Source organism: Pseudomonas sp. PS1(2021), assembly GCF_020405165.1.
Lineage (GTDB): Bacteria > Pseudomonadota > Gammaproteobacteria > Pseudomonadales > Pseudomonadaceae > Pseudomonas > Pseudomonas aeruginosa.
On sequence record NZ_CP084484.1, the window covers coordinates 1,899,096 to 1,912,532 of the forward strand.

Genomic DNA, 13,437 nt, shown 5'->3' on the forward strand with positions numbered 1-13,437 from the left:
GATAGCCATGAGTGCGTCAGAAGACCTGCAATCCGCTGTGCAACCGGCCGCGAGCGAAGCGCTCGAAGGATTCCCGCTGTCCCCCTTGCAGACCCGCGCCTGGCGCCGTCATGCCGAGCGGCCGGAAAATACCGTTGTCGGCGTGCGCCTGCACGCCCCGGCCGATCCCGCGGCGACGCTGGAGCGGCTGCGCCGGGCGCTGGACGGCGAGGCGCAACTGCGCGTGGCCTACCGGACGATGCCGGGCATGAGCCTGCCGGTGCAGGTACTGGATGGACGCGCGGCCGATCTGCTGGTCGAGCGCCTGCCGGGAGACGGCGACTGGGCCGGGCGCTTCGCGCGCGAAAGCACGCGTCTCGCCGCTGCGCCCCTGGGCGGGGAAGGCCAGCCGGTGCTGGCGCTCGGCCTGCTGCTGGACGCCGCCGGAGAGACGCTCCAGGGGCTGTTGCTAGCGGCGCCGGCGTTCGTCGTCGATGCGGCCAGCCTGGCGGCGCTGCTGCGCCGCGGCCTGGGGCAGGCCGGCCCGGCGAGCGCGGACGAGGGGGCCGAGGCGCTGCTGTTCCAGCATTTCTCCGAATGGGCCAACGAGGCGCTGGCCGGCGAAGACGGCGAAAGCGCCAGCGGCTACTGGCGCGAGCAGGCGTCCGCTGCGGCGGAGAATCCGCTGGCGCTGGCGGACGACCTCGGCGAAGGCGAGTGGACGGCGCGGCGCCTGCTGCCGCGCGCGCTGCTCGAACGCCTGGCCGCCAACGGCTTGCCGGAGGCGGCCGCCTTGCTGGCCTGGACCCAGGTCGCCGGGCAGTTCCAGGGCGACGAGGGACTGCCGCTGGAAATGGCGCGACTGGTCTCGGGGCGCCTGTTCAACGAGTTCGCCGAGCTGGCCGGACCGTTCGCCGGGGTCGCGCCGCTGTGCCTGGAGAATGTCCGCGCGGGCAGCGTCGGCGAGCGGCTCGACGCCCTCCAGGCGGCGATCCTCGCCCAGGAGGAGGCGGCGGCCCTGCGCGATCCCTTTGCCCCCGACTGGCCGCTCGCCGAGTTGGGCTTCGCCTGGCTGGCGGGCGAACTGGATGGCGCCGGGGTGGCCGAGCTGGATTGCCGGCAGCCGCCGCTGGGCGGGTTCCTCGAGTTGCAGGTGCTGCCCCACGGCGAAGGCAGGCTGGCCAGCCTGCGGGTCCGCCGCGACCATGACGGAACGCTGGCCGGGCGCTTGCTCGACGCCTGGGTCGAATGCCTGGAAAGCATCGCCGCCGACAGGCAACTGCCACTGGCTGGGCTGCCGTTGATCGGCGCGGCCGAGCGCGAGCGCTACCAGGCCTGGCAGGGCGAGCGCGTGGAGCCCGCGCCGGTGGAATCCCTGGTGGCCGCGTTCGATCTGCGCGCTGCCCTGCAGCCGCAGGCGCCGGCGTTGCTGGATGCCCACGGCAGCCTGGATTTCGCCGCGCTGCGCGCGCGCAGCGAAGCGGTCGCCGAAGCGCTGCTGGCTGCCGGCGTGCGGCCCGGCCAGGCGGTGGCGGTGATGACCGGGCGCAACCGCGAGGCGATCGTCGCCCTGCTCGGGGTGATGCGCGCGGCGGCGGTGTACACCCCGGTCAATCCGGAGTTTCCGGCGGCGCGGGTGGAGCGGATGCGCGAAGCGGGCGGGATCGTCTTCGCCCTTGCCGATGCCGAGTGCGCCGGGCGCGCCCGCGAGGCCTTCGCCGGGGCCTGCCTGGACCTGTCGACGCTGCCGCTTGCCGGCAGCGGCATGAGCCTGCCGGCGCCGGGCGGGCGCGATGCGGCCTACATGATCTTCACCTCGGGCACCAGCGGCCAGCCCAAGGGCGTGGTGGTCGAGCACGCCAGCGCGCTCAACCTGTCCCAGGCCCTGGCGCGCACGGTATACGCGAACGTGGTGGGCGAGGGCCTGCGGGTGACGGTCAACGCGCCGTTCTCCTTCGATTCCTCGATCAAGCAGATTCTCCAACTGCTCTCCGGCCATTGCCTGGTCCCGGTGCCGCAGGAGGTGCGCAGCGATCCGCAGCGGATGCTGGGGTTCCTCGAAGAACGGCGCATCGACGTGCTCGACTGCACCCCGTCGCTGTTCCGCCTGCTGCTCCAGGCCGGCCTCGACGATGCCCACCCGGCGCTGCCCGGGCGCATCCTGGTAGGGGGCGAGCGCTTCGACGAAGCGTCCTGGGAGGTCGCCGCCGGTTGGCGCCGCTGTCAGGTGTTCAATCTCTACGGTCCTACCGAAGCCACGGTGAACGCCAGCCTGGCGCGGGTCGCCGAGCATGCGCGGCCGACCATCGGCCGTGCCCTGGCCAACGTCGACCTGCATGTGGTCGATGGCCTCGGTCGTCGCAAGACCCGTGGCGCCAGCGGCGAACTGTGGATCGGCGGCGCCGGGGTGGCGCGCGGCTATGCCGGCGACGCCGGCGAGGCGGCCGGGCGCTTCCTCGAGGAGGGCTGGCCGGGCAGCGGCCGCCTGTACCGCAGCGGCGACCTGGTGCGCTGGCGCGCCGACGGTTGCCTGGAGTTCCTCGGGCGGATCGACGAACAGGTGAAGATCAACGGCTACCGCATCGAACTGGGCGAGATCCGCAGCGCGTTGCTGGAACACCCGGCAGTGGGCGAGGCGGCGGTACTCACCGACGAGGCCGATGCGGCCGAGCCGGGCGCGGATCGCCGGATCGTCGCCTTCGTCACCGCCGCCGGGGAGACCGCGGACGAGTCCTGGCTGGAAGTCGACCTGCCCAGCGGGCACCGGGTCGCCGGACTGAACCTCAACGAAACCGAGTACGTCTACCAGGAAATCTTCGTCGACGAGGTCTACAGCCGCGACGGCATCGTCCTGCCGCCGGACGCGGTGGTCCTCGACGTCGGTGCCAACATCGGCCTGTTCTCGTTGTACATCGCCAGCCGCGCGCCGCGCGCGCGAGTGGTCGCCTTCGAGCCGCTGGCGCCGATCCGCCGGCGCCTGGAGGCCAACCTCGGACGCTACGCACCGCAGGTCGAGGTATTCGGCATCGGCCTGTCCGACGCCGAGCGCGAGGAAACCTTCACCTACTATCCGGGCTACTCGACCTTCTCCGGGATCGCCGAGTACGCCGACGCCAGCGGCGAACGCGACGTCATCCGACGCTACCTGAGCAACCAGGGCGAGGAGGGCGGGGCCAACCTGCTGCTGGACAACATCGACGAAATCCTCGACGACCGTCTGCGCGCCGAAGCCCACCGCTGCCGCCTGCGCCGCCTCGACCAGGTGATCGGCGAACTGGGCCTGGAGCGTATCGACCTGCTGAAGATCGACGTGCAGCGCGCGGAAATGGATGTGCTGCTCGGTCTCGACGACGCGGCGCTGGCCAAGGTCCGGCAGATCGTCCTGGAGGTCCATGACAAGCGCGACGGTGCCACCGCCGGCCGCGCCGATGCCTTGAGCGACCTGCTGCGCCGCCATGGCTTCGAGGTGAGCATCCGTCAGGACGCGCTGCTGGAGGGTACCGACCGTTACAACTGCTACGCGGTGCGCCCGGGCTATGCCGAGTCGCTGGCCGAGCGCATCGACTGGCGCGCGCTCGCGCCGCGCCCCGCCGCGGCCCTCGGCGGCGAACTGAGCGAGCAGGCCCTGCGCGGCTTCCTCGAGGCGCGCCTGCCGGCCTACATGCTGCCGAGCCGGATCGCCCGGGTCGAACGCCTGCCGCTGACCGCCGAAGGCAAGCTCGACCGTCGCGCGCTGTTGGCGGCGCTGGCCGCCGAGGCGGCCGCGCAGCCCCTGGAAGCGCCGGCCAATGCCACCGAGGCGGCCCTCCTGGAGATCTGGAAGAGCGTGCTGAAACGCCCGGCGATCGGCGTCAGCGACAATTTCTTCCAGGTGGGCGGCGACTCCATCCGCCTGATCCAGATGCAGGTCATGGCGCGCCAGGCGGGGCTTGCCTTTACCCTGCGCGACGTGTTCAACCACCAGAGCATCCGCGAACTGGCGCGCCTGCTGGCCGCTCCGGCGAGTCCGGCGGATGCGGCCGCGACCTCGGCGCCGCGGGCGCTGGAGCCGTTCGCCCTGTTGTCGGCGGCGGAACGCAAGCGCCTGCCGGAGGGGCTCGACGACGCCTATCCGATGACCAGCCTGCAACAGGGCATGCTCCTGCAAAGCGAGGCCAGCGGCGATCCACGGCTGTTGCACAACGTCGTCCTGCACGAGGTGCATGGACGCCTGGACAGCGAGTTGCTGGCGCGCGCCTGGGCGATCCTGATCGGCCGCCACGCGATCCTGCGTACCGGCTTCGACCTGCACGGCGGCCAGGCGCCCTTGCAATGGGTCCACCCGGCCACGGCGGTCGCCGCCGAAGTGCCGGTGCACGACCTGCGCGGCCTCGATGAGGAAGCCCGGCGCCTGCGCCTGCGTGCCTGGATCGAGGAAGAGCAGGCCACCCCGTTCGACTGGAGCCGCCCACCGCTGGTGCGCCTCGCCGCGCTGGCGCTGGACGAGCGGCGCTTCGCCCTGGGCGTCGCCGAACACCATAGCGTGCTGGACGGCTGGAGCCTGCAAAGCCTGGTGGACGAGCTGCTGGCGGTCTACGCCGACCTCTTCGCCGGTGTCGTCGCGCGGGAAGCGGAAGCGCCGGCGGTAGGTTTCCGCGACTACGTGGCGCTGGAGCGCGAGGCCGAGGCCAACGCCGGCTCGGCGCTGTTCTGGCTCGACTACCTGGCCGGCGCCCGTTACCGGCCGTTGCCCGGCCTGGCGGAGGAGGGGCCCCGGCGGATGGCGGCGGTCCGCGTGGACGTGCCGGCCGACAGCCTGCCGCGCTTGCGCGCCCTGGCCGAACGCAGCGGCCTGCCCTTGCGTTCGTTGCTGCTGGCGGCGCATGGCCGGGCGTTGTGCCGCTTCAGCGATGCCGACGAAGTGGTCAGCGGCTTCGTCAGCCACGGGCGCCCCGAGGAGCCGGGAGCGGACCGCCTGCTCGGCCTGTTCCTGAATACCCTGCCGTGCCGGCTGTCGGCTTCCGTCGATCTGCTCGACAGCGCCCGTCGCGCATTCGACTACGAGCGCGCGAGCCTGGAGCATCGGCGCCATCCGCTGGCGGCGATTCGCAGGCGCAACCGCGAGTTGCGCCTGGACAGCCTGTTCAACTTCGTCGATTTCCACCAGGACGACGCCGCGCCGGTGGCGGGAGTAAGGCACGGCGGCATCCTCGACCAGGTGGTGGTGGACGTCGACGTGCCGCTGGCGGTGGACTTCGAGGTGGCCGGCGAACGCCTCGAGGTGGGCTTCCAGTACGCCGCCGGACGTTTCCCCGCCGAGCGCGCCGAGGCATTGGCCGACGCCTACCGCGAGGCGTTGCTGGCGCTGCTCGAGGACCCGGTGCAGCCGCCCGCGGCAGCCCAGTCCGAGGACAGCGTGGAGCTGCGGCGGGTGCTCAAGGTGTTATCCCGGGTGCTCGGCCGGCCGCTGGCGGCCGACCAGGGCTTCGCCAGCGCCGGCGGGCATTCGCTGCTGGGCGTGCAGGCGATCGCCGAATTGCGCCGGCTGACCGGCAGGCAACTGAGCCTGGGGCTGTTGCAGGGCGATCCGGATGCCCGCGAAGTGGTGCGCCGCTGCCATGCCGCCGACGCGCCGCCGTTGCCGCCCGCCACCGAGCGCGCCCGGGCCCTGTGGTTGCAGCGCAGCGGGAGCGCGCAGCCGCGCCTGCGCCTGATCGCGCTGCCGCCCGCGGGCGGCAACGCCGGCACTTTCCGCGGTTGGGACGCGCGCCTGCCGGCGGACGTGGAGCTGCTGGCGATCCAGTATCCGGGGCGCCAGGAACGCCAGGACGAGCCGTTCGTCACCGATGTAGAGGCCATGCTCTGTGCCATCGACGACGCGCTCCTGCCATTGCTCGACCGTCCGTTCGCCCTGGTCGGCGCCAGCCTCGGCGGCATGCTCGCCTACGAACTGGCGGCACGCCTGGAAAGCCTGCACGGCCTGCGCGCCAGGCAGTTGTTCGTGATCAGCAGCCGCGCTCCGGGGCCGGACCTGGAATACCCGCGCTTCCATGCGATGGGCGACGCCGAGTTGCTGCGAACCCTGCGCGAGTACGACGTGCTGCCGCTGGAAGTGCTCGACGACCCGGAGCTGCGCGAGATCAGCCTGGCCACCCTGCGCGCCGATTCGCGCCTGGCCGCCGACTATCGCTACCGGCCGCGCGAGCCGTTGGCCATACCGATCACCGCGATCCTTGGCGAGCAGGACCCGGGCGTCTCCAGGGCGGCCATCGACGGCTGGCGGCGGCACGCCAGCCGCTACGAGCTGGAGACCCTGGCCGGCGGCCACGGCCTGGTGGTGACGGCGGCGGAGGAGGTCTGCGCGATCCTGCGGCAGCGCCTGGCGGCCGATGTGCCTGGCGGCGTGCCGGCGAACCTGGCAACCTGAACCGCCGGCCCCTGCCGCCCGCCTGGCGGCAGGGGCCGGTGCCGTCCGTCTTCATTCGAGGTTGCCCATGGTGCTGCGCGAATACACCCAACGCCACCGGCTCGACGCCGTCGCCCCGGCCGACTACCACCGCCATCTGCCGGAGCAGGTCGCGCGCGGCCTGCCTTCCGCCGAGCTGGTGGTGTTCCGCGTCGCCGACGAGCATTCCGACACCGCGGCGTTCAGCGAACGCTACGGCTTTGGCCTGGAGGACTGCGCCAACACCCTGGTCCTGCGCTACAAGCGCGACGGCGCCGAAGGCTATGCCGCGGTGGTCAACCTGGGCTCGCGGCGGCTCGACGTGAACGGCGCGGTCAAGGCGCTGCTCGGGGCCCGCCGGCTGTCCTTCGCCGCCCGCGAGGTCGCCACCGAGCTGACCGGCATGCAGTTCGGCGGCATCACCGCGTTCGGCTTGCCCGAAGGCATGCCGCTGCTGGTCGACGCGGCGGTCTTCGAACGGCCGTTGGTGGTGATGGGCGCCGGGGTCCGCGAGACCAAGCTGCTGCTGTCCCCGGCACTGCTGAAAGACCTTCCCGGAGTGGTGGTCGCCGAACTCAGCGAAGCCGGTTGAACCCGCCGCGACTCTGCCAATTGTGGTAGGTGAAGCCTTCCGCCGTCTCTGCAACCATGCCCCCGCCCTGATCGCGACAAACGCCGGAATGCCCTGCGGTAGACGTTCGCGCCTGTGTTTCGAGGCGTTCGCGGCGGCCACGGCGGCGGTTCGTCGGACAGCCCCTCCGGATGCGTTTCCTACCTTCATCCGAGGAGCGGTAAATGATCAGGATCGACTTTTCCCAGTTGCACCAGGCCCGCGAAGATGCCGCGGCGGCCATGCCGAGCATCGCCGGCAAGAAGATTCTCATGGGCTTCTGGCACAACTGGCCGGCCGGCGCCGCCGACGGCTACCAGCAGGGCTCGTTCGCCAACATCGCGCTGGAAGACGTGCCGAGCGAGTACAACGTGGTCGCCGTGGCCTTCATGAAAGGGCGCGGCATCCCGACCTTCCAGCCATACAACCTGTCCGACGCGGAGTTCCGCCGGCAGGTCGGCGTGCTCAACGCCCAGGGCCGCGCGGTGCTGATCTCGCTGGGGGGCGCCGACGCGCACATCGAGCTGCACGCCGGGCAGGAGCAGGCGCTGGCCGCCGAGATCGTCCGCCTGGTGGAAACCTACGGTTTCGACGGCCTGGACATCGACCTCGAGCAGAGCGCCATCGACCTGGCCGACAACCAGCGGGTGCTGCCGGCGGCCCTCAAGCTGGTGCGCGAGCACTACGCCGGGCAGGGCAAGCACTTCATCGTCAGCATGGCCCCGGAGTTCCCCTATCTGCACAAGAACGGCAAGTACGTGCCTTATCTGCAGGCCCTGGAAGGCGTCTACGACTTCATCGCGCCGCAGTACTACAACCAGGGCGGCGACGGCCTGTGGGTCCAGGAGGCGAACGGCGGCAAGGGCGCCTGGATCGCGCAGAACAACGACGCGATGAAAGAAGACTTCCTCTACTACCTCACCGAGAGCCTGGCCACCGGCAGCCGCGACTTCGTGCGGATCCCGGCGCAGCGCCTGGCCATCGGCCTGCCGAGCAACGTCGATGCGGCGGCCACCGGCTACGTGATCGATCCCGCCGCGGTGAGCAATGCGTTTCGCCGCCTGGAGGCCGCCGGTCATGCGATCAAGGGCCTGATGACCTGGTCGGTGAACTGGGACGATGGCCTGAACAAGCGCGGCGAACGCTACAACTGGGAGTTCCGCAAGCGCTACGCCAGCCTGATCCATGACGGCGAGGGCGGCGACCAGCGCCCGGCGGCGCCGCAGGGCCTGCGTCTGCTGGAGCGCGGCGAGACCAGCCTGGTGCTGGCCTGGAACGCCTCCAGCGGGCAGCGTCCGATCGATTACTACAGCCTCTATCGCGACGGCGCCATGGTTGGCCAGAGCGCCGCGCTGGGTTCCACCGACAGCGGCCTGACGGCGGACACCCGCTACAGCTATTTCGTCACCGCCACCGATACCCAGGGCAACCAGTCGCTGCCCAGCGAAGGCCTGGAGGTCAGCACCAGCGGCGGGGCGGTGGATCCGCAATTCCCGCAGTGGCGGGAGAACCAGGCCTACCGGGTCGACGATGGGGTGACCTACGAGGGGCTGCGCTATCTCTGCCTGCAGGCGCACACCTCCAACAGCGGCTGGACGCCGCCGGTAGCCTTCACCCTCTGGCGGCCGCTGCGCTGAGGGGGCGGGCCGGTCCGCGCCGCGGGCCGGCCCTTTGGCCGGCGAGAACCACGCACGGGGCGGCGGCCTATCCATATGCGTTTTCGGTATTTCCGCTTGATCGTTCATGGCGTTTACCATCACGGCATAACTTGTTATAACAAGTGTCCGAGCCACTCCGACGAGCGAATCCGACCATGGGCAAACTGCTCCCGCTTTCTCCCGTGCCGCTGTACAGCCAGCTCAAGGAGCTGCTGCGCGGGCGCATCCTCGACGGCGTCTACCCGCCGCTCAGCCGCATGCCTTCGGAGAACGAGCTGGGCAAGGCCTTCGACGTCAGCCGCATCACCGTGCGCCAGGCGCTCGGCGACCTGCAGAAGGAAGGGCTGATCTTCAAGATCCACGGCAAGGGCACCTTCGTCGCCCGACCGAAGGCGTTCCAGAACGTCAGCACCCTGCAAGGCCTGGGCGAGTCCATGACGCAGATGGGCTACGAGGTCATCAACCGCCTGCACGGCCTGCGCTACGTGCCGGCCGGCGCGCGGGTGGCCGAGCGCCTGCGGGTGGAAGAGGGCAGCCCTGTGTGCGAGATCAAGCGGGTGCGCCTGGTCAACCGCGAGCCGGTTTCGCTGGAAGTCACCTACCTGCCGCAGGCACTCGGCGAGCGCCTGGAGAAGGCCGACCTGGTGACCCGCGACATCTTCCTGATCCTCGAGAACGATTGCGGCATTCCCCTCGGCCATGCCGACCTGGCCATCGACGCGGTGCTCGCCGATGCCGACCTGACCCGCGCCCTGGCGGTCGAGGAGGGCGCGCCGATCATGCGCATCGAGCGCCTGACCCATGCCGCCGACGGCGCGCCGCTGGACTTCGAATACCTCTACTACCGCGGCGACGCTTTCCAGTATCGCCTGCGCATCGATCGGCAGAAGGGAGAGCGGGCATGAACACCCTGGAGCAGGAATACGACATCGTGGTGATCGGCGGCGGCACCGCCGGGCCGATGGCGGCGATCAAGGCCAAGGAACACTACCGCGAACTGCGCGTGCTGCTGGTGGACAAGGCCAACGTCAAGCGCAGCGGCGCCATCAGCATGGGCATGGACGGGCTGAACAACGCCATCGTCCCCGGCCACGCCACGGCTGAGCAGTACACCCGGGAAATCACCGTGGCCAACGACGGCATCGTCAACCAGGCGGCGGTCTACGCCTATGCCAGCCACAGCTTCGAGACCCTGCGGCAACTGGATCGCTGGGGCGTCAGGTTCGAAAAGGACGAGACCGGCGACTATGCGGTGAAGAAGGTCCACCACATGGGCGCCTACGTGCTGCCGATGCCGGAAGGGCACGACATCAAGAAGGTGCTCTACCGCCAGCTCAAGCGTGCGCGGATCCCCATCGCCAACCGCCTGGTCTGCACTCGCCTGCTCACCGATGCCGAGGGCGCGGTGAACGGCGTACTCGGTTTCGACTGCCGCAGCGGCGACTTCCATGTGATCCGCGCCAAGGCGGTGATCCTTTGCTGCGGCGCGGCGGGCCGCCTGGGCCTGCCGTCCTCGGGCTACCTGATGGGTACCTACGAGAACCCGACCAACGCCGGCGACGGCTACGCCATGGCCTATCATGCCGGCGCCGAGCTGGCCAACCTGGAATGCTTCCAGATCAACCCGCTGATCAAGGACTACAACGGCCCGGCCTGTGCCTACGTCACCGGCCCGCTGGGTGGCTATACCGCCAACGCCAGGGGTGAGCGCTTTATCGAATGCGACTACTGGAGCGGGCAGATGATGTGGGAGTTCCACCAGGAACTCGAAGGCGGCAACGGCCCGGTGTTCCTCAAGCTCGACCACCTGGCGGAGGAAACCATCCAGACCATCGAGGACATCCTCCATGGCAACGAACGCCCCAGTCGCGGGCAGTTCCACGCCGGGCGCGGCACCGACTACCGCCAGCAGATGGTCGAGATGCACATTTCCGAGATCGGCTTCTGCTCCGGCCACTCGGCCTCCGGCGTGTGGGTCAACGAGAAGGCCGAGACCAGCGTGAAGGGCCTCTACGCCGCCGGCGACATGGCCGCGGTGCCGCACAACTACATGCTCGGCGCCTTCACCTATGGCTGGTTCGCCGGGCGCAACGCCGCCGAATACGTCGCCGGGCGCGCCTTCAGCGCGGTCGACCGCGCCCAGGTCGAGCGCGAGCGTGCGCGGATCGAGGCGCCGCTGCTGCGCGAGCATGGCCTGCCGGCGGCGCAGGTGGAGTACAAGCTGCGCCGGCTGGTCAACGACTACCTGCAACCGCCCAAGGTGACCCGCAAGATGGAATTGGGCCTGCAACGCATCCAGGCCATCGCCGAGGACCTGGAGCGGATCAAGGCGGACAACCCCCACGAGCTGATGCGCGCCCTGGAGGTCAGCGCGATCCGCGACTGCGCGGAGATGGCCGCGCGCGCCTCGCTGTTCCGCACCGAGAGCCGCTGGGGCCTGTACCACCATCGGGTGGACTATCCGCGGCGCGACGACGAGGCCTGGTTCTGCCACGCGCACCTGAAGAAGGACGAACAGGGGCGCATGGCCAGCTTCAGGAAACCGGTCGAACCCTACCTGTTCGCCATCGACGAGGGCGAACAGCAGGCCTACCAGCGCCTGCGGCTGAGGAACGACGCCGCCTAGGGCCCCGCGCCCCGGCGTAGTACTGCTAGACACCGAGCCCGCCGCCACGAAAGCGGGCCAGATCGAACCACGAGGACCGCGTGCCATGGCCTACCGACCCCAGGATATCTTCTTCCGCAGCAGCGCCCCGGTGACCATCGACGAAGACCGCTGCATCGCCGACAAGGGCTGCACCGTCTGCGTCGAGGTCTGCCCGATGGACCTGCTGGCCATCGATCCGACGACCCGCAAGGCCTACATGGCCTACGACGAGTGCTGGTACTGCATGCCTTGCGAAAAGGACTGCCCGACCGGCGCGGTGAAGGTGGAGATTCCCTACCTGCTGCGCTGACGCCCGCTTCCGGCAAGCGAGGCACAACCTGCCATCCGGCCACTCCCGGACGCCACCCTGAAACACCCCTCGTTTCCCACCACCGTCCGGGTGGCGGAGACGATTCCCATGACCCTGATTCGAGGGGAATCCCCATGCGACTGCGTGCAATCCTGGCCAGCCTGGCGCTGGATTTCCCGCGCCCTCGCGACGCCCGGCTGGTGAACAGCGCCGACTTCGTGCACCTGAAGCGCCACTGCCTGGAACTGCTCGACCACGACGACGGCCGCCAGTGGCCGCGCCTGACCCCGCTCGGCCTACCGCCGGGCATTACCCCGGACCGACTGCGGATCGCCATATGACCTGTGAAAACGCCACACTGCCCGAAATCCTCGAACTGTCGCCGCGCCTGGAGGACGCCGATCCCGGCGTGCGTCGCCTGGCGCTGATCGAACTGGCCGACCTGGAGCTGCCGGAGGCGCTGCCGTTGCTGGTTGCGGCCCTGCGCGGCGATCCCGACCCCGGCGTGCGCGGCGAGGCCGCGCGCCTGCTGGAGGCCTGGGAGGAAGACGCGGTGGTCGATGCGCTCTGCGCGGCCCTGGCCGATCCGCTGCCGGCGGTGGCCGAGGCCGCCGCGCAGAGCCTTGGCGAACTCAAGGAACCGGCCGCCGGGCGGCGCCTGCTGCCGTGGCTCGAGCATGCCGATGCCTTCGTCCGCGCCAGCGTATTGCGTGCGTTGCGCGAACTGCGCCTGGAGGAAAGCGCCGCACCGGCCCTGGCCGCCCTCGGCGACCCGCAGGCGGCGGTGCGCCGCGAGGCGGTGGCGGTGCTCGGCTGGCTCCGCCACCAGCCGGCCCTGGCCGAACTGGCCAGGCTGGCCAGCGCCGATGTTGACCCGGAGGTACGCCGGGCGGCCACCGGCGCCCTCGGCCTGAGCCGCGAGGCGGCGGTGCTGCCGGCGCTCTGCGCGGCGCTGGCGGACGCCCAATGGCAGGTTCGCGAAGAGGCGGCGACGACCCTTGGCAAGCTGGGCCGGGAGGAGGCCGGCGAGCCGCTGCTGAAGGCCCTGGCGGACGACTACTGGCAGGTCCGCCTGCGCGCCGCGCGGGCGCTCGGGCGCTTGCGCCACCGCCCGGCGCGGGAGGCGCTGGAAGCATTGCTCGGCCATCCCATCGGCAACCTGCGCAAGGAGGCCGCCCTGGCCCTCGGCGAACTGGCGGACCCGGCCTCGGCCCAGGCCTTGCGGGTCGCCGCAGGCGACGGCGATCCCGAGGTGCGCAAGGCGGTGCGCATCGCCCTGGCGCAACTGCGGGTGCCGGCATGACCCAGCCGCCGCTGCGCCTGCGCAATGCCGCCAGGGACGGCTGGCTGATTCTCGAATGGGCGGACGGCACGGTCAGCCGGATCGACCATGCCCGCTTGCGCGCCGCCTGTCCCTGTGCGCAATGCCGGGCGCAGCGCCTGCGCGGACGGATCGACGCGGCGGAGCAGGGCGTGCGCCTGCGCGATATCCGCCTGCAGGGCTACGGCGTGCAGTTGGTGTTCGACGATGGTCACGAGCGCGGTATCTACCCCTGGTCCTATCTACGCGACGAACTCTGAGCGGAGGATTGTTTCGCTATCGGAAACAACGTGAAGCGCGCTCATGGGTATCAGGTTGTTTCCGCGCTCCGCGATCTTCACCGTAGCCGCTCTGCGCCTCGGTCGTCCGGAGCGAGAGCGCCAGGGCCTGGCTTCGTTGTCGTTTACGTAACAGTGTTTTCCAGCCTGAAACGTTTCAGCTTTGCCCGCAAAGTCCTTATCATTCGCAAATTAACCATTGTTCTGCTT

Annotated in this window: 8 protein-coding genes and 1 pseudogene; all 9 read left to right on the plus strand. The window is 70.3% G+C overall.

From position 1 onward, the window contains the following. Positions 1 to 7: 7 nt before the first annotated feature. The 9 genes and pseudogenes from LE197_RS08865 (at position 8) to LE197_RS08905 (ending at position 13,209) form a co-directional block, all read left to right on the plus strand. On the plus strand, positions 8 to 6,385 hold the full coding sequence (locus LE197_RS08865) for a non-ribosomal peptide synthetase (protein ID WP_031692962.1): 6,378 nt from the start codon (positions 8 to 10) through the stop codon (positions 6,383 to 6,385). A 67-nt stretch (positions 6,386 to 6,452) separates the two neighbouring features. After that, positions 6,453 to 6,995, plus strand: coding sequence for a YbaK/EbsC family protein (locus LE197_RS08870; protein WP_023434966.1), 543 nt, complete (start codon positions 6,453 to 6,455; stop codon positions 6,993 to 6,995). A gap of 203 nt (positions 6,996 to 7,198) precedes the next feature. Beyond that, positions 7,199 to 8,650, plus strand: coding sequence for a carbohydrate-binding protein (locus LE197_RS08875; RefSeq protein ID WP_003089363.1), 1,452 nt, complete (start codon positions 7,199 to 7,201; stop codon positions 8,648 to 8,650). Between the two features lie 176 nt (positions 8,651 to 8,826). Then, positions 8,827 to 9,576, plus strand: a complete 750-nt coding sequence (locus LE197_RS08880) for a GntR family transcriptional regulator (protein ID WP_003113099.1) — start codon at positions 8,827 to 8,829, stop codon at positions 9,574 to 9,576. After that, positions 9,573 to 11,297 carry a fumarate reductase/succinate dehydrogenase flavoprotein subunit gene (locus LE197_RS08885; RefSeq protein ID WP_031692964.1) on the plus strand — a complete coding sequence of 575 codons (1,725 nt, stop codon included), beginning with the start codon at positions 9,573 to 9,575 and terminating at the stop codon, positions 11,295 to 11,297. Before LE197_RS08880 ends, LE197_RS08885 begins: the two co-directional genes overlap by 4 nt. Positions 11,298 to 11,382: 85 nt before the next feature. Next, on the plus strand, positions 11,383 to 11,628 hold the full coding sequence (locus LE197_RS08890; RefSeq protein ID WP_003089354.1) for a ferredoxin family protein: 246 nt from the start codon (positions 11,383 to 11,385) through the stop codon (positions 11,626 to 11,628). Positions 11,629 to 11,777: 149 nt separating this feature from the next. Further along, a pseudogene (locus tag LE197_RS08895) lies at positions 11,778 to 11,969 on the plus strand (ABC transporter ATP-binding protein); the annotation flags it as partial. Beyond that, on the plus strand, positions 11,966 to 12,931 hold the full coding sequence (locus LE197_RS08900; RefSeq protein WP_031692965.1) for a HEAT repeat domain-containing protein: 966 nt from the start codon (positions 11,966 to 11,968) through the stop codon (positions 12,929 to 12,931). The pseudogene LE197_RS08895 and the gene LE197_RS08900, both read left to right, overlap by 4 nt. Beyond that, positions 12,928 to 13,209 carry a DUF971 domain-containing protein gene (locus LE197_RS08905; protein WP_031692966.1) on the plus strand — a complete coding sequence of 94 codons (282 nt, stop codon included), beginning with the start codon at positions 12,928 to 12,930 and terminating at the stop codon, positions 13,207 to 13,209. The genes LE197_RS08900 and LE197_RS08905 overlap by 4 nt, the downstream gene beginning before the upstream one ends. Positions 13,210 to 13,437: the final 228 nt, after the last annotated feature.